The organism is Shewanella sp. 492 (assembly GCF_059338445.1).
The window spans coordinates 3,793,806-3,811,550 of record NZ_CM181702.1 but is presented as its reverse complement, the minus strand read 5'-3'; the positions used below and the strand labels follow the sequence as shown (position 1 = coordinate 3,811,550).

Here is a 17,745-nt window from a genome sequence, read left to right as displayed (position 1 = left end):
TGTCACCCATCCTTGTCACTCATCCTTGTCACCCATAGAGAAGCTCGCACCCCTTTACCATTTAAGTTCTTATAAAATAAGTCGCATCAACAGATATATAGTTATGCTGTTAGTGAAGATAAGCGATTAAACCGTTCGCGGTGGCTTTTAAGTGATTATTTAGATTTCACTCAGGAGCTTGCTTACTGTTTGATTGATTTTTAAGTGTCGAAGATCATTAATATTGCCATAGAGCATTACCGTTAATGGGTGATTATTATTGATCTTATCGACGTGTTCATTAATGTTAAGCGCATTTTTAGCGGGTTTGGGGCTGCTCACATAGTGTCTTAGGCTGTCTTTTTCCCATTTATTGTATTACCAATTAAGGAGCTATTTATGATCGAATTAGGACAAGCATTACCTGCAGCCACGTTAGGGCAAATAACTGACGATGGCATGGTTAATCACGATGTGACCGAGTTATTTGCTAACAAAAAAGTGGTGTTATTTGCCGTGCCAGGGGCGTTCACTCCCACCTGTTCGGAGGCGCACTTACCAGGTTATGTGGTATTGGCCGATGAGTTTAAGGCCAAAGGGGTCGATATTATTGTCTGTGTGGCGGTTAATGATGCCTTTGTGATGAAAGCTTGGGGTGAGGCGCAAAATGCCACTGAGTTGATGTTGCTCGCCGATGGGGATGCTAGCTTTACCCAAGCACTAGGATTAACCATGGATACTGGCGCGTTTGGTGGTATTCGCTCGCAGCGCTACGCCATGGTGATCGACAATGGTGTGGTAACACTGCTGAATATTGAAGCGCCTAAAAGCTTTGAGGTGAGCAAGGCTGAAGTGGTTCTTGCGGCGTTGTAAGCCCAACTGGCATGTGAATCAAGGGGCATGGCCCCTTGATATTACCGTTTAAAAATAATGCACGTATTCGACAGCTACGCGATAGAGGGTGTCTTCGAAGCCTAACAGATCGAGCTCGTAATCGCGGCTGATATATTGGCTAGTAAAATGTAATAGGTTGTTGGCGTTAGCTAGCGGTGTGACCACCTCTACGGTAAAGCGGTCCATGGTGTAAAATTGGCCAGCGTCATAATGCCAGTTACCATCAAAATGGGTGAGTTTTACGCCCAGTTGCACGCCCGAATGGGCAAAAGTGTATTGATTGCTCCACTCAAGTAAGTAGCCAAATCCTGTACGATTAAGGGTCTCTTCACCGCGCCCCATCTCTTCTCTTGGCCAGTCATCATCTTTTTCTTCTTCGCTGTAACCGACCCCGGCAATCAAGCCTAAATCGAAGTGATTAACGTCGCTAAAACGACGGTTAAGTGACAAGCCCACCACCGCCAGTTGCTCATATTCTTCCAATTGTTGGCTATTGTAATGGCCTTCATAGCGGCCATGTAAGCTAACAAGATAGGCGTCATCTTGGCCAAAGGTGGCGAAAGGGCGCTGGTAACTGGCACGTAAATCCATTGAGTCACGATAGCGGTCATTATCGTATTTCTCGGAGTCGCGCTCAACATAGTAGGTGGCGCGGGCACGTACATAGTTTTGGTTTAGTTGGTAGGTATTGTCATAGCGTAAATCGTCCCAAATCAGTGAAATACCACCACCTCGCGACATAGAGCTAAATTCTGAGTCAGGGTAAGACTCAAGCCCTGCGATAAGAGAGGCTGCCCAAGGGGAGTCCTCTGCCTGTGCTAGGCCGGGAATGCAGAGTACGCCTGTAAGCGCCATTATCATGTATCTGTTCATGATGGATCCATTTGGGTGAGTAAATCCAGTTGTCGGAATTAAACACTATCATAGCCGTTAACCCATTGGCGATATTTTAAGCGTAATAGGCATCACCTAATTATTACCACTGATATTACTATTCTAAAGGTAGCCACACCTGGGCATGTAGGCCGCCTTCGGGGCGATTGGTTAATAGGATCTGCCCTTGATGACGGTCGACAATGCGCTTGATGATAGCCAAGCCTAAGCCCGAACCGACACTGCCTCTGGCGCTATCTCCTTGGGTAAAAGGTTGAAAAAGATTGGGGATATGCTCAAGCGGAATTCCCGGTCCGTTATCTTCTACGCAAAAACCGACCCGTTTAGCCTCGGCGCAGGAGCTTATTTTGACCCAGCCATTACCGTAGCGGAAGGCGTTTTCGACTAAGTTGGCAATCACCCGCTTAATGGCCACGGCCTGCATGGGGACATCGGGGCAGGGCTGTAGATCTAGGATTATCTCTCCCTCACGTTTCGACTCGGCATTGGCCACATCTTCAAGCAGGGCGTTAATTTGCCCCGGCTCTCGGTTGCTTTGCTGATCTTGACGGATGTAGGCGATAAATTGATTGATGATGGCATCCATATCTTCAATATCGTGCACTATGCCCTCTTTGAGGTATTCATCTTGCTCGACCATCATCTCGGTGGCGAGACGGATACGGGTGAGTGGCGTGCGCAGATCGTGTGAGATCCCAGCCATTAACAGGGCGCGATCTTGCTCAAGCTGCTGCATGCTGCGCGACATCTGGTTAAAGGCGTTGGTTACCTCGATAATTTCGGTCGAACCGCTGGGCGGCAAGGGGCCGGGATAGTCGCCACGAGACACCGCAATGGCCGCTTTTTGCAGCCGCTTTAACGGCTTGTTTTGCTTGCGGGCAAACCACCAACCGCCGGCGACACTCAGCGCGCCAATCACAATTAAATACAGGGTTAATGGCGATAAGCCAAATTCGTTAAAGCCCGTTAGCGGCACTTTTATCCATACCGACGGGGCTTGCGGGGGACGGATCCACACCTCAAATTCTTGACCTTGGGCGATGCGCACTTCGGCCTTACCGCCTAAATGCTCCGACATCTGCGACGACAACAAACTGTAATAGACGGCGCGGTCGATCCCCGCCTCTCGTGCTTGTTTGGGATTGTATATCTGCATGCCATCATCGCGAACTTTGGCGTTGAGGGCATCGACAATGGTTAAGTGCTCACGCCCCACATCAATACCATCGACAAACAGCAGCTTAACCTGACGGGCGATGAGTTGGTTGATCTGTTGGTAAGTTGGCTGAATAAAATAGACCGCTACCGACAGGTAAGAAACCAGCTGATTGACCAGCAACAAGGAGCCAATCAGCAGTACGGTTTGGCTAAATGCGCTGCGTGGCAGCAGCCGTTTTAGCCATATCATTGGGTGAGTCGTATCTGTGGTGGTGTGAGCATAGCTTAGCGCCGAGCGGCCCCATCGGGTACAAATACATAGCCAAGTCCCCATACAGTTTGGATATAGCGTGGGTTAGCGGCATCTTTTTCAATCAGGCGGCGCAGGCGTGACACTTGCACATCGATAGAGCGCTCTAGCGCCGAGTAATCGCGGCCTCGAGCGAGGTTCATCAGTTTATCTCGCGATAGGGGTTCTCTGGGGTGACTGACCAAGACTTTAAGCACGGCAAATTCACCACTGGTGAGCGAGATGGCTTCTTCGCCGTGATGCATTTCGCGCGTGGCTAAATTAAGGGTAAATTCACCAAAGTTGATCTCCTCCTCTTGTTGTGTCGGCGCGCCGGGGACTTCTGGGGTCTGACGGCGCATCACCGCTTTAATGCGGGCTAAGAGTTCACGCGGATTAAACGGCTTGGGCAGGTAGTCGTCGGCGCCCAATTCTAGGCCGATAATACGGTCGACTTCGTCGCCTTTGGCGGTCAGCATCACAATGGGGATGGTATTACCTTGCTGGCGCAAGCGACGGCAGATAGATAAACCGTCTTCACCGGGCAGCATTAAATCGAGCACTAAAAGGTGGAAGTTTTCCCGTTCGAGTAATCTGTCCATCTGCTCGGCATTAGCGGCACTTCTAACCTGATAACCTTGCTCCATCAGGTAACGCTCTAGTAAGGCTCTGAGCCTCATATCATCATCGACGACGAGAATTTTAGAGGTTTCTTGTCCCATGCTTGTATCCCTTATTGGCGCAGTATGAGTGACTCATTCAGTTACTCAACTCGCTGATATTAATTATTAATCTTATATGCTTGCTTAATATAGCTGTTTTGCTGTTTAAATGACTAGCGAGATTTTTATTTGCTCACGCTATCTGCTTGAGAATATTCAGATAGAGTTGCTTATAATTAGCTGATATTTAGATAGATTGTTACTAACTCACCCGCCGCTATGAAATTGTAACCAAATTGAAGGGGCGGCAGCATATCCCGCGTAAGCCCCTTGTGTTCTCTGTCGCTCGCTAGGTATCATCTGGCCATTGACGGTGGTATCCCGACTAAAATTGAGTGATTAAGCTAAATGCAGAATAAATCCAGTAATGATATGAAAGCTATGTTGATCACCCGTGAAGGGTGGCAAGCACTCGATAGAGAGCTTAAATACCTGTGGAAAGAGTATCGCCCAGAGATCACCAAAAAGGTGCAGGAGGCGGCTGCGCAAGGTGATCGTAGTGAGAATGCCGATTACACTTACAACAAAAGACTATTAAGACAGATAGATAGCCGAGTTCGCTACCTAGTAAAGCGGGTGGAAGATCTTAAAATCGTCGACTATTCGCCCCAACAAGAGGGTAAGGTCTTTTTTGGTGCCTGGGTTGAGCTCGAAAACGAGGCTGGAGAGGTGGTGCGCTATCGGATTGTCGGTAAAGATGAGCTCGACACTAAGCTGGGCTATATCACCATCGACTCGCCAATGGCGCGGGCGCTAATTGGTAAGCAGGTCGATGACGAAGTGGTGGTCAGCACGCCACAAGGCGATAAAGTCTGGTATATCAATAAAATCCAATACCAACCATTTGAGGCGCAGTAACCCCTGAGCCACAGCGATAACCCCAAAGTGCAGGTTATCGCCAGTTTTAGCCATTAAGCGCTCACGCTTGTGGTAAAGCCAAAGCCTGTTTTCGCAGGCTTTGGTGGTTTTTGCCGAGCCAACACCGTACAACTTAGTCAACGGCTGTGGTATCTTTGGCGACACGAAATCTACCAATTTAGGCTCGATATATTCTATGCAAAATATTGCACAAACCATCGCTCAAGAACTCAATGTTCGTGAGCAGCAAGTGACAGCAACAATCACCCTATTGGATGACGGCGCCACGGTTCCTTTTGTGGCGCGCTACCGTAAAGAGGTCACAGGTGGTTTAGATGATACCCAGTTGCGTACCTTATATACGCGTTTAGGCTATTTACGTGACCTAAATGATCGCCGTAAGGTGATTTTGTCGAGCATCGACGCCCAAGGCAAACTGACGCCAGCTTTGCTGGCGGCCATTAATAACGCCGACAGTAAAACTCGCCTAGAAGATCTCTATCTGCCTTATAAGCCTAAGCGTCGTACCAAAGGGCAAATTGCCATCGAAGCGGGTATCGAGCCTTTGGTTGATCAACTATTGCAAGACCGTCAGGCCAATATCGACGCCGTAGCAAGCCAATATATTAATAGTGACGCCGGCTTTAGCGATGCCAAAGCCGTGCTCGATGGCGCGCGCTTTATCTTGATGGAACGCTTTGCCGAAGATGCCGAATTACTGCATAAAGTGCGCCGCCAATTGACCCAGCAGGCACAACTTGAGAGCCGCATGGTCAAGGGTAAGGAGAAAGAGGGCGCCAAGTTTAGAGATTATTTCGAGCACAGTGAAAAGCTGACTCACATCCCCTCGCACCGCGCCTTAGCTATGCTACGTGGGCGTAACGAAGGCGTATTAAGCCTAAGCATGAACGCCGACCCAGACACAGATGGGAAACAAGGCAGTTACTGTGAAGTGATCATTAGCGATCACTTTAACCTTAAACTCGGCGACAGCGACGTTGATCAGTGGCTCAAACAGGTTGTCACTGCGACTTGGCGGATTAAAATTGTCCTGCAGATGGAAACGGAGTTTATTGCTAAGCTGCGTGAGCAGGCCGAAACCGAAGCGATTAATGTGTTTGCCCGTAATTTAGGCGACTTATTGATGGCCGCGCCTGCGGGAGCTAAGTGTACATTAGGGCTAGACCCTGGTCTGCGCACCGGGGTGAAAGTCGCTATCGTCAACAATACCGGCAAGTTGGTCGCTCACTCGACCATCTTCCCACATGCCCCACAAAACCAGTGGGAAAAGTCGATTCGTACCCTGTCTAACCTAGTTAAAATGCACAAGGTAGAGCTGATCGCTATCGGTAACGGTACTGCGTCGCGCGAAACCGACAAACTGGCCGCCGAGCTGATCGCCGCTGTCAAAGCCGATATGCCAACCTTGACCAAAATTATGGTCAGTGAAGCGGGCGCCTCTGTTTATTCGGCTTCTGAATTAGCCGCCGAAGAGTTTCCCGAGCTGGATGTGTCGATCCGTGGTGCGGTGTCTATCGCCCGTCGCCTACAAGATCCTTTGGCTGAGCTGGTTAAAATCGAACCTAAATCGATTGGTGTCGGTCAATATCAGCACGATGTAAGCCAGAGCCAATTGTCACAATCCCTTGAGGCGGTTGTTGAAGACTGTGTTAACGGCGTCGGCGTCGACTTGAATATGGCCTCCATGCCGTTATTGGCGCAGGTGGCAGGGCTTAACAAAACCTTAGCGCGTAACATTGTCGAGTATCGCGATCAGCATGGTCAATTTACTAGCCGTAAGCAGCTGTTAAAAGTGGCTCGCCTAGGGCCTAAAGCCTTCGAGCAGGCCGCCGGATTTTTACGTATTGCCGGTGGCGATAATCCACTCGATGCCAGCGCCGTGCATCCAGAAGCCTATAGCGTTGTCGAGACCATCGCTAAGGCTCAGCAACAGGCGGTTGATGCTTTAGTGGGTAACAGCGAGCTGCTTAAACAGATTGATGCTAGCCGTTTTATTACCCCAGAATTTGGTTTACCGACGTTAAACGATATCTTGAGCGAACTGGAAAAGCCGGGCCGCGACCCCCGTGGTGAGTTTAAAACTGCGGTGTTTAAAGAGGGGGTTGAGCAGGTAAAAGATCTTAAACCAGATATGATCTTAGAAGGCGTGGTGACCAATGTGACTAATTTCGGCGCCTTTGTTGATGTGGGTGTGCATCAAGATGGCCTAGTGCATATTTCATCGTTAACTGACAAGTTTGTCAGCGACCCTCATACAGTGGTGAAGGCTGGTGATGTGGTTAAAGTGAAAGTGATGGAAGTGGATGTGGAGCGTAAACGGATCAGCTTGAGCATGCGACTCGATGAAAAAGCCGCCGACAAGGCGCCGAGCACCCGCCCGAGCAATACCAAAGCTCATAAAGGCAGCCAAGGTAAATCTCCGCAAAAAAGCCAGCATAAATCGTCCCAAGCCCCAGCAAACGCGGCGATGGGCAATGCGTTTGCCGATGCTTTTGCTAAATTGAAAAAGTAATTCTCATTAAACTTTCATCATAAAAACCGAGGCTTAAACGTCTCGGTTTTTTTGTGCCCGTTGATTTGTTAAAACATTGGCGAAACATTTGTCGAACCTATTTGTTACTTTTATGTCAGAGTATTGCCATGTCGGCTTTGGGCCGATGATAAGTGCTCCGTTAGAAGGGCATCAATATTAATGACATTTTGTTTGGGAACGCTATGAGTAACAAAGCGATAACTGCTGGGCCGTTTCGTGCCATTCTCTATTTTGGATTAATTGCCTTAATCATTACCACGTTAAGCCGCATTGGTTTGGGGCTGTGGCAGACCGAACGGGTCGCCGCCGTTGAGGGGTGGTCACACCTACTCATTCAGGGATTGCGAGTCGATATTGCCACCTTGTGTTGGTTGTGGGGCGTGGCGGCCTTAGGCACGGCGCTGTTGAGTGGCGATCATTTTGTTGGCCGTTGCTGGAAACCACTGTTACGAGTCTGGTTGACCTTAGGTTTGTGGTTGCTGATTTTTCTTGAGCTTTCTACCCCCTCTTTTCTTGAAGAGTATGGCGTGCGTCCCAACCGTCTCTTTGTTGAATACCTTATCTACCCTAAAGAAGTGTTGTCGATGCTGTGGACGAGCCGCAAAGGCGAAATTTTCTTAGGCCTGTTAGTGAGCAGTGTCAGTTTGTGGGGCGGCTGGCAACTGAGTGGCCGCTTATTGCGTAATGTGCAATATCCGCGTTGGTTTTGGCGTCCGGTACTGGCAGTACTGGTTATTGCAATCACCCTATTAGGGGCACGTTCGACCTTAGGGCACCGTCCACTTAACCCCGCGATGGTGGCTTTTGCCGATGACCCATTAGTTAACTCCTTAGTGGTTAACTCCGCCTATTCGTTGGTATTTGCTATCGATCAAATGTCCAATGAGGCCAAGGCATCAGCAAGTTACGGTAAACTCGACGAGCAAACCATTATCGATACCATTCGCCGTGAGAGTGGCCGTCCCCTCAGCGCTTTTAGCTCTGATACCTTGCCTAGCGTGACGTATAACCAAGCCAGTTATCAAGGTAAGCCTAAAAACCTAGTGATCATCTTGCAAGAAAGCCTAGGGGCTCGCTTTGTGGGCTATTTAGGTGGATTACCCTTAACTCCCCATATTGATGCCTTAGCTCAAGAGGGTTGGGCCTTTGATAGGCTCTATGCCACCGGAACGCGTTCGGTGCGCGGCATTGAGGCTGTGACTACCGGCTTTACGCCAACACCAGCGCGCTCTGTGGTTAAGCTGAGTAAGAGCCAAACCGACTTTTTTACCATCGCCGATCTCCTGAAATATCATGGTTATGAGACACAATTTATTTATGGCGGCGAGAGCCACTTCGATAATATGAAAAGCTTTTTCTTAGGTAATGGTTTTAGCCATATTGTCGAGGAGAAAAACTATACCGATCCTATGTTTGTCGGTTCATGGGGCGTGTCAGATGAAGATTTGATGCATCGGGCTAATCAAGAGTTCGAGCAGTTTCACCAGCAGGGCAAGCCGTTCTTTAGTTTGGTGTTTAGCTCGAGTAATCACGAACCATTTGAGTTTCCCGATGACCGCATCGAACTGTACGAGCAACCTAAGCAGACGCGCAACAATACCGCTAAATATGCCGACTTTGCCATTGGTGAGTTCTTTAAGTTGGCCAAGCAGTCCAGTTACTGGCAAGACACCCTGTTTGTGGTGGTCGCCGATCATGAAAGCCGCGTGGGTGGTGGGGCGTTAGTGCCAATCTCTCATTTTCGTATTCCGGCGGTGATTGTGGGCGAGGGCATTGCGCCTAAGCGTGATAGTCGAGTGGTTAGCCAGATTGATCTGGCACCGACCTTGTTGTCACTTATGGGAGTTTCGGCCAGTTATCCTATGTTGGGCCAAGATCTCACCTTAGCCGCCCCCAATTGGCCGGGACGCGCCTTGATGCAATACGATAAAAATATGGCGTATTTGCGTGGCGATGATGTGGTGATCTTGCAACCCGATCGCGCCCCAAGTGGCTATATTTATGATTTTGAAAATAAAAAGCTTGTCCATAATGAGCAAAGTGATGAGATGAAACAGGCTGCGCTCTCTTGGGCGTTATGGGGCAGTTTGGCTTATCAAAAGCAGTTTTATCAAACTCCGCCCCAAACTCATGAGCCAATTACCCCCACCTCACCTGTATCTGCGGCGGTGCAAGCGCCCTAATAACAGTGCGACTGACTCGAGTAAAATTTGCCCGTGTCGCTAGATGCGGGTTTTTTATGGATGTTATTTAGCTTGAATGAGAGGAGGAACTAGATATAAGTCGACAAGCCGGGTTCACTTTGGGGGAGTGTTTGGGTTTGATAAAAGCTGGCAATGTGAGCCGAGACACTTTGATAAAACGCCGGCGCCTCATTCGTCAGGCGATGAGTGCTTTTTGTGACTGCAGTGGGATGCGAGAGTTGCACATTGCGAATATCGCTGCGCGCCAGTGCCGGTTTAAACAGTAATGGTCGTAACAGCGCCGCGGTATTGGGACGTTGTTGCTGTTGTTGCTGTTTACCTTCATGTTGCTGCTGCCCATCGCCACCTTGCTGCTTGGGCTGCACTTTTTCATTTAGCTTAGATTGAATATGGGTCTGATCGGCAGCACGTTCATTTTGGGGGGTAAACGGGCGCTCTTCATTGCTGCGTGCTAGCTGAGGTGCGGGGACTATGGGGGGACGTTGGTGGTTTTCTACCCGCGCGCTATCGGTGGCAACATTGGTTGTCGCGATAGGTACTTGGGGATAGTTGGTCACCACTAACATTTGATAGACTCCAGCTGTAATGGCTAAATAGTAAACATTTCCCGTCAATAGTTAAAGAGATTGTTACTTTATGTTATCAAGCCAGCTCAGCACGCCGTCAGCAAAGGGCGCTGGATGAGATAAAAACGGTGCATGAGCCGCTTTGGGTAAGATCAGATCTTCGATGCGGGGCGACCCCTTGGGCAGTAAGGGGGGCACTCGACGCGATACCAATCCATCTAAGCGCCCCCACACTCGCAGCCATGGCAAATCTAATGTTGCCACAGCTTGGCGTAAGTCGACGCTGCTCAACATCTGTAGCCCCTGTTTGAGGGCAAGCGCATCGGGCAAAGGTTTAGCCATGACTAAGTCGCGAAGTTGCTTGATATCTTGCTTGGCCGTGGCGCTGCCCATGGCTTGGATGGCTAAAAATCGGTCGACTAGCTTAGCTAAGTCTTGCTCGAGCTGACTGGCAAACTGGGCCAGCACCTGTGGAGCAATGCCGGGCCAAGCTTCACTGTCACGCGCCATAAAGCAGGGGGAAGAAGCTATGGTCAATAAGGCGATGACCCGTGCGGGGTAGCGTATGGCGGCTCGTGTGGCAATCAGCCCCCCCAGTGACCAACCTGCCCAGATGGCTTGCGTGGGTACTTGGGCGGCAATGGCATCGACCCAAGAGTCGATGTCGCCCGCTAAAGGGGCGCTGTCGCCAAAGCCTGGCAGGTCGACATAATGCACGCAGTAATTCTGAAAAATGGGGTGTAACGGCTGAAATACCGCGTTGTTAACGCCCCAGCCATGCAGCATGACGATAGGCGTACCTTGACCTATAGTTTGAATATGCAAGGATTGCTGACTCACAATATGCCCTCATTATTACCAAAATTACTTCGCCCACTGCTATTGCGCCGCGTCATCGCCACGTGCCAGCAATTATTGGCGACTAGTTTACCCAATCGCTGTTTGATGTGCCATCAGACAGTGGCAGCCCCTTACCGGGGGATCTGCGCCTGCTGCCTAGAGATAAGCTTGTACCAAACGCCAACGTGCTTAGGTTGTGGCCGAGCGTTATTGCTACAAAGTTGCTATTGCGGTGCATGTCAGCATAGCCAGCCGTTAGTGGTCATAGCACCGGCCAGTTATCATCAGGGGCTCGGGGATCTGGTGGCGGGCATTAAATACCGCGCCGAATTAGCGGCGCTCGATATGTTAGTGCTGTCCTTGGTTGAGCGGATTAAGCAATTACAACGCTTGGGATTAATACGCTTGCCTCAGGCGATGATTGCGGTGCCGCTGCATCCAAACCGTTTACGTCAGCGAGGCTTTAATCAGGCATGGTTAATTGCCGATACCCTTAGCCGCCAACTAGGGATCCCCTTGCTCGATAACGTGTTGGTGCGCCGGGTCGATACTCGTCCGCAAGCAGGTTTAACTGGTAAACAAAGGCGGCGTAATCTTGCCGATGCCTTTGTGTTAACGGAGCCGATTAATTATCAGCGTATCGCCCTGATCGATGATGTGGTTACCACTGGCACTACGGTGCAATCGATAGCCGAGCTGTTTGCCGCTCACTATATTCACCTGCAAGTGTGGTGCCTCGCAAGAGCCGAAGCCCCAGGGTTACTCGAGTGAGTGCATACGTGTTGGCTTACTGTGTAGTGGCAAAGATATCCTATCGCCTCATCTAACGGCGTGACGCGAGATCTCGACCGTTTGATAATGAGATAGTACCTATCAGCGGCATAAAAAAGGGCGCTGCAACAGCAGGCGCCCCTATGTATAGCTAGGTAAGCTTATCGCTTACGCTGTCTTATCTTCGGTGTATTTGTCCATGATTAACGCACAAGCGGCATCGCCAGTAATGTTGAGCGAGGTTCTGATCATGTCGAATACTCTATCTAAGGCAAACAGTAGTGGTAGGCCGTCGATAGGAATGCCTGCGGCCAGTAATACGGCAACCACTAAGAACGAAGGCCCCGGCACACCGGCTTGACCAATCGCCCCCAGCGTCGAGGTGAAGACAATCGCTGCATAGGCGGTCAGCGACAGGTCGATGCCATACATCTGCGCAAAAAACATCGCCACTAGGCCGTAATAGATAGCATTACCACTCATGTTAATCGTGGCGCCTAATGGCAGCACGAAAGAGGCAGTCGCCTTAGAGACCTTAAGCTCTTGCTCACAGGTTTCCATGTTGACCGGCAGCGTTGCCATCGATGACGCGGTCGAGAGTGCCATCACCTGAGGTTTTTTCATTGCGCTAATAAATTGTTTGGCACTGACCCGAGAAAACAGCTGCACTAGTAGTGGGAAAAACACAAACCCAAACAGCAAGATAGCCACGACAAATACCGCAAATAACTTAAACACCACTTCTAGGGCATCGAAACCAAAGGTGCCGACCGAATCTGCCATCAGGCCAAATACCCCGATAGGTGCGATGATCATCACGCAGTTAATCATCCACACGAACGCATCGACTATGGTGTTAAGCACGCTCAAAATCGGTTTAGCGCCATCGCCCTTGACCTTCGTCAGTGCAATGCCGAAGAAGATGCTAAAGACCAATATTTGTAAGATGTTGCCGCCAGTGAGCGACTCAAATACATTGGTTGGGATCATGCCTATAAAGGTATCCATCACTCCCGGCAGTGCGCCATGCTCTTCGGTGACGGCCATCAGCTTACCACTGCTATGAGCGGTGAAGTCGACGCCTTGGCCGGGCTTAAACAGGTTTCCCATCACTAAGGCTAAGCTAACCGCTGCACCCGAAGTGAGAATAAAGAAGCCAAATGTGCCGACACCGATTTTACCTGCCGACGGGCTGTCGCCGAGACTGGCGGCGCCAGAAATAATGGAAACTAAGACTAGAGGTATCACTAACATTTTGATGAGGTGAATAAAGATGGTGCCTAACGGCGCAAAAATGCTCGCGTCTTCGCCCATTAAAAAGCCGACGATCGCGCCGATAAACATGGCGATCACGACCTGTACGCCGATATTACGCATGAATTGATTAGTTTTATTTGCCACTGTGGCCTCGTTTTTATCGTTATGTTGGTGAATCGATTGGGTGTAAGTAAAGCCAGCCAAGCTTTACCGCGGGAGCAGAGTCTAGCATTAGAGTCGTCATCGGGCTGTGAAATATTTCTCGGCTTGGTGAGTAAATAGCCAAACTTGACTTCAAATTAGATGTTTATTATTAAAAGTGCAATTTTAACGGGGTTAAATTGATGATTGTTCAAAATGGTGGCTATATTTAGCCCCGCGATTGATAAATCCATGATGTTGCAGGTTATGTGCGCGATATGGTGCCAATGGTATGCGCGGAGCGATATTGCTAAGGGTGAATAAATTACACGACTTACCGCGATAAAAGGTCATAAAAATGGCTCCAAGGGGAGCCATTTTTGAATCAGAGCAATGGGTTTAGGCTTTAGGGCCCGCTTGTTTTATTGCATCCGAGACATGGTATTTTATGAAATTGGCGGCAAACTCTTCGGCTAACTGCTGAGCATAACGGTTATATTCCACCGGATCTGACCAGGTATTAACGGGATTAAGCAGTTGGGTGTCGACCCCTGACACCGCGACGGGCACATCGAGGTTGAGTTTATCGATATGCTGGGTGTCGACCTCTTTTAGTTCACCGCTGACGATGGCGTCAATGATGGCGCGTGTGGTGGGGATGTCGAAACGTTTACCCACGCCGTGTGGGCCGCCAGTCCAACCTGTATTAACAAGGTAAACTTGGCTGCCAAATGATTCGATACGCTTCATCAACAGCTCGGCATACACGCCCGCTGGACGAGGGAAGAACGGCGCCCCAAAACAGGTGGAGAAGGTGGATTGAATCGCCGACGTCGAGCCCATTTCGGTAGAGCCGACTTTAGCGGTATAGCCCGACAAAAAGTGATAAGCGGCTTGCTCTTTGCTCAGCTTAGACACTGGCGGTAATACCCCTGAGACGTCACAGGTGAGAAACACCACGGCATCTGGCTCGGCGCCACAGTTGTCTACTTTGCGCTGGGCAATATGCTCCAATGGATAAGCGGCGCGGCTGTTTTCGGTTAGCTCGGTATTGTTGTAATCGGGTACGCGTTGCTCGTCTAACATGACGTTTTCAAGCACGGTACCAAAACGGATAGCATCCCAAATGACTGGCTCATTTTTCTGACTAAGATCGATACATTTGGCGTAGCAACCGCCTTCGATATTAAAGACCCCGCCAGGTGCCCAGCCGTGTTCGTCATCGCCGATGAGGAAACGCTTAGGATCGGCCGATAAGGTGGTTTTGCCGGTACCTGATAGTCCAAAAAACAGCGTGGTGTCGCCATCGACGCCGACATTGGCCGAGCAGTGCATCGGCAGTACGCCTTTGGCGGGTAAGAGGAAGTTTTGCACCGAGAACATCGATTTTTTCATTTCACCGGCATATTTAAGTCCGGCTAATAGCACTTTGCGATCGGCAAAGTTGATAATAACCGTCGCATCAGAATGGGTGCCATCACGCTCGGGGTCGCATTCGAATCCTGGCGCGTTCATGATCTGCCATACTGGTTTGTTCGCGGCGTTGAACTGCTCTGGGACGATAAACAGGTTACGAGCAAACAGTTGATGCCATGCGGTTTCGGTGGTGACATTGATCGGTTGGTAATACTGAGGATCGGCGCCCACTTCCAGCTCAGACACAAAGGTTTCTTTATCTGACAAATAGTGGCTGACACGTTCCCAAAGGGCGTTAAAGTCGTCCATCGCGAACGGTTTGTTCACCGAGCCCCAGTCGATCTCATTTTCACTACTGGCTTCTTTAACAATAAAACGGTCGTTAGGTGAGCGTCCTGTGCGTTCGCCCGTTTTCGCCACTAAAGCACCATTGGCCGTGAGTACGCCTTCGCCACGTGCCAGTGCAAACTCAACAAGTTGCGCCGTTGAGGGGTTTTTATGAGTTTGCTTAGATCCATCCGCCATCAGTAAGGTCTCCATCTTTCTTTAGTTGGGTTGAGTGTGCCGATCTGTGCCTGCTTGTTGTTAATTTGTTGCTACTTATGGTTGTAGGCGGTCGATTGTAGCTTATGTGTAAATAAATGTGTGAGTAACATCGCGAAATAGACAAAAAAAAGGGCGCCTTGCGGCGCCCTATTAAAAATCGTGTTAGGTAACAGTCAGTTTACTGCTGAATGTCAGAGTGCTGTGCATTGCTAAACAAGGCTTCAATATCGATAGAATCGAAGCTGTAGTTGCTGTTGCAGAACTCGCAGCCCATCTCTATTTTACCTTGTTCTGCCAAGATAGCGTCTAACTCCTCACGAGGAATAGTGCGTAATGCTTGGCCGCTGCGTTCGCGCGAGCAGGTGCAGCGGAAAGTCACATCGATAGGGTCGAACAGGCGCACCTCTTCTTGGTGATACAAGCGATGTAATACCTCGGTGGCTTCGAGTTCAAACAGCTCTTCGGCTTTAACTGTGTTAGTTAGTTGCTCAAGGTGTTCAAAATCTTGATTGTTTTCACTATCACCTGGCAGCACTTGCAGTAAAATGCCCGCGGCTTGTTTACCATCGGCAAATAAGCGGATAGCGGTTGGCAGCTGTTCTGACTGGTCAAAATAAAGCTCTAAACATTCGGCCAGGGTCGGACGTTCTAAGGCCACAACGCCTTGGTAACGCTCGCCATTAGCAGGGGTGAGCGTGATAACCATATGGCCTGTACCCATCAAGGTGGCGAGAGTGGCATCATCGGCTAAGTCACCATCCCAGCGTGCGACGCCGCGTAATTGCTGCAGGTTATTGCCGTTAACAACGGCCAGTGATACCGGGCCATTACCTTGTACTTGCACGCTAATATCACCATCGAGCTTGAGTGTGGCAGTGAGCAGTGATGTCGCCGCCATCAACTCGCCGAGCAGCGTTTGAATCGCTTTCGGGTAGTCGTGAGCAGATAATACCTCTTGGTAACTCTTCTCTAGTTGAACGACTTGACCACGCACATCGGCGTTGTCAAATAGGTAGCGGTTTAATGTATCTTTACTCATTTCAATCTCACAGTTAGCTTGCTTTAAAGCGTATTAGTTGACGGCGTTGCTTTTTATCCGGTTTGGTATCTGGAGCCGGATTATTCAGCACATTTAAGCGCCTCGCTTCGGCGTAAGTCTCGCGTTTGGCGATACTCTCAGGCGTCTCTTCATATAAGGTTTGGGCGATCACCGCCTGTTGGCGTTGTTCGGATATCTTGTTAATAATGACTTCTTTTTCGTCATAGCCCTGACGAATTCTGACCATAGCTCCCACTTCGGCCATTTTGCTCGATTTGGTGCGTTGGCCATTATAGTGTACCTTGCCGCCATTGATCATCTCTTTGGCGATGGCTCGAGTCTTGTAAAATCGCGCCGCCCATAACCATTTATCCAGTCGGACTGAAATTTGCGGTTCAGATGCCATGGTTATAGTGTCTCCATCTAGGTAGAACAATAGATTGTGGTGCATAAAGATGGGCGAGTTCACATGCTGGATAATAACTCTCATCCTAAACAGGATGATAGGCTAATATAGCGACTCACTTCACACCCTTTATTGGTGCGTAAAGTTAGCATAATTAGCCTTTATAGGCTAATTTAGCCACTGTTATGGGCTTGTTGCCAAATGCTGTGTAGGTTAGCATGAGTCACGAACATAAATTATCATAATCAGAACAGAGACCTGCATCGAGGGTCCGTATAATATGGATTTATTAGACAAAGTAATATCTAAGGCGAATGATATCCCCCATAAGCCGCTGAGCACGGCCGTGTTTTGGCTGGGTATGATCATCGCTATCTATCTCTTGGCGCATATCTCATGGAAGTTAGTGCCAGTTTCCCAGTCGCCACTGACATGGCAACCCACGCCGACGAATATTTCTACTTCATCTAGTTTGATTAATATCTCAAACTTGGAAAAGTTAGCCCTTTTTGGTCAATTAGATGCCAACGCCAATAAGCCCAGTGTGGCACCTGTCGAAGAGAAAATTACCGATGCGCCAAAAACCTCGTTATCTATTCAGCTAACGGGTGTCGTGGCGTCAACCTCTGAACAAAAAGGTTTGGCGGTAATAGAGTCTGCTGGCAGTCAAAATACCTATAGTTTAGGTGACAAGATTAAAGGCACTTCGGCCTCGCTGAAAGAGGTGTATGCCGACCGTATTATTATTTCAAACAGTGGTCGCTACGAAACGCTGATGCTTGATGGGCTCAAATATGATGCGCCAAGTGAGGCCAATCAACAGTTACAGCAAGCGAAACGAGATCGCAATGTGCGTCAGGTGGATCAGCGCGATAACCAAGCGGTAGCGCAAGAGTTACAGGAGTCGCGCGATGAGCTGTTAGCCGATCCGAGTAAATTGACCGATTACTTAGCCATTTCGCCCGTCAATCGCGATGGCGAACTGCAAGGCTATCGTCTTAACCCAGGTAAGGATAGGGCGTTATTTGAACAGGCGGGATTGAAAGCTAACGATTTAGTCAAATCAATGAACGGTTACGATGTGACTGACATGAGCCAGGCACTGGAAGTGATGGCGCAGTTGCCCGAATTGACCGAGATCTCTTTGATGATAGAAAGAGAAGGTCAATTGGTTGAGATCATGTTTAGTTTGCCGCAATAAAAAAGGGTTT

The 17,745-nt window shown here is 49.3% G+C and carries 15 protein-coding genes; 6 read left to right on the top strand and 9 right to left on the bottom strand.

Going from position 1 to position 17,745, the window contains the following annotated elements:
• Window positions 1-378 precede the first annotated feature (378 nt).
• Window positions 379-852: a peroxiredoxin gene (locus AC5YBX_RS16770; RefSeq protein ID WP_494524118.1), complete on the top strand. Its 474-nt coding sequence runs from the start codon at window positions 379-381 to the stop codon at window positions 850-852.
• A 48-nt stretch (window positions 853-900) separates the two neighbouring features.
• On the opposite strand, the gene AC5YBX_RS16765 is transcribed toward AC5YBX_RS16770, so the two are convergent.
• From AC5YBX_RS16765 to ompR, 3 genes are all read right to left on the bottom strand, one after another.
• Complete coding sequence (locus AC5YBX_RS16765; protein ID WP_494524117.1) at window positions 901-1,746, bottom strand: hypothetical protein; 846 nt, start codon at window positions 1,744-1,746, stop codon at window positions 901-903.
• A gap of 118 nt (window positions 1,747-1,864) precedes the next feature.
• Window positions 1,865-3,175, bottom strand: coding sequence for a two-component system sensor histidine kinase EnvZ (gene envZ, locus AC5YBX_RS16760; RefSeq protein ID WP_494524116.1), 1,311 nt, complete (start codon window positions 3,173-3,175; stop codon window positions 1,865-1,867).
• Between the two features lie 35 nt (window positions 3,176-3,210).
• Complete coding sequence (gene ompR / locus AC5YBX_RS16755; RefSeq protein ID WP_110458325.1) at window positions 3,211-3,936, bottom strand: osmolarity response regulator transcription factor OmpR; 726 nt, start codon at window positions 3,934-3,936, stop codon at window positions 3,211-3,213.
• A 372-nt stretch (window positions 3,937-4,308) separates the two neighbouring features.
• Between ompR and greB the strand changes: the two genes are divergently transcribed.
• From greB to AC5YBX_RS16740, 3 genes are all read left to right on the top strand, one after another.
• The gene (greB, locus tag AC5YBX_RS16750; RefSeq protein ID WP_110458468.1) at window positions 4,309-4,794 is read left to right on the top strand and encodes a transcription elongation factor GreB; all 486 of its coding nucleotides are present in this window, start codon (window positions 4,309-4,311) and stop codon (window positions 4,792-4,794) included.
• 196 nt (window positions 4,795-4,990) lie between these two features.
• Window positions 4,991-7,327 (top strand): Tex family protein, encoded by a 2,337-nt coding sequence (locus tag AC5YBX_RS16745; RefSeq protein WP_494524115.1) that lies wholly within the window; start codon window positions 4,991-4,993, stop codon window positions 7,325-7,327.
• A 203-nt stretch (window positions 7,328-7,530) separates the two neighbouring features.
• Complete coding sequence (locus AC5YBX_RS16740; protein WP_494524114.1) at window positions 7,531-9,531, top strand: LTA synthase family protein; 2,001 nt, start codon at window positions 7,531-7,533, stop codon at window positions 9,529-9,531.
• An 89-nt stretch (window positions 9,532-9,620) separates the two neighbouring features.
• On the opposite strand, the gene AC5YBX_RS16735 is transcribed toward AC5YBX_RS16740, so the two are convergent.
• Window positions 9,621-10,118, bottom strand: coding sequence for a hypothetical protein (locus AC5YBX_RS16735; RefSeq protein ID WP_494524113.1), 498 nt, complete (start codon window positions 10,116-10,118; stop codon window positions 9,621-9,623).
• Between the two features lie 63 nt (window positions 10,119-10,181).
• On the bottom strand, window positions 10,182-10,958 hold the full coding sequence (gene bioH, locus AC5YBX_RS16730) for a pimeloyl-ACP methyl ester esterase BioH (RefSeq protein WP_494524112.1): 777 nt from the start codon (window positions 10,956-10,958) through the stop codon (window positions 10,182-10,184).
• A 3-nt stretch (window positions 10,959-10,961) separates the two neighbouring features.
• On the opposite strand from bioH, the gene AC5YBX_RS16725 reads away from it, so the two are divergent.
• Window positions 10,962-11,729 (top strand): ComF family protein, encoded by a 768-nt coding sequence (locus AC5YBX_RS16725; protein ID WP_494520607.1) that lies wholly within the window; start codon window positions 10,962-10,964, stop codon window positions 11,727-11,729.
• A 168-nt stretch (window positions 11,730-11,897) separates the two neighbouring features.
• Here AC5YBX_RS16725 and AC5YBX_RS16720 read toward each other — a convergent pair whose 3' ends face one another.
• The 4 genes from AC5YBX_RS16720 to hslR form a co-directional block, all read right to left on the bottom strand.
• Complete coding sequence (locus AC5YBX_RS16720) at window positions 11,898-13,106, bottom strand: dicarboxylate/amino acid:cation symporter (RefSeq protein WP_494521566.1); 1,209 nt, start codon at window positions 13,104-13,106, stop codon at window positions 11,898-11,900.
• A 420-nt stretch (window positions 13,107-13,526) separates the two neighbouring features.
• A complete protein-coding gene (locus tag AC5YBX_RS16715; RefSeq protein WP_494524111.1) occupies window positions 13,527-15,068 on the bottom strand; it encodes a phosphoenolpyruvate carboxykinase in 1,542 nt (513 codons plus the stop codon).
• Window positions 15,069-15,267: 199 nt separating this feature from the next.
• Entirely contained in the window at window positions 15,268-16,128 is an 861-nt protein-coding gene (hslO, locus tag AC5YBX_RS16710; RefSeq protein WP_494520609.1) for an Hsp33 family molecular chaperone HslO, read from the bottom strand.
• 13 nt (window positions 16,129-16,141) lie between these two features.
• A complete protein-coding gene (gene hslR / locus AC5YBX_RS16705; RefSeq protein ID WP_494524110.1) occupies window positions 16,142-16,534 on the bottom strand; it encodes a ribosome-associated heat shock protein Hsp15 in 393 nt (130 codons plus the stop codon).
• A 280-nt stretch (window positions 16,535-16,814) separates the two neighbouring features.
• Between hslR and gspC the strand changes: the two genes are divergently transcribed.
• Window positions 16,815-17,735, top strand: coding sequence for a type II secretion system protein GspC (gene gspC, locus AC5YBX_RS16700; RefSeq protein WP_494524109.1), 921 nt, complete (start codon window positions 16,815-16,817; stop codon window positions 17,733-17,735).
• The last annotated feature ends 10 nt before the right edge of the window (window positions 17,736-17,745 follow it).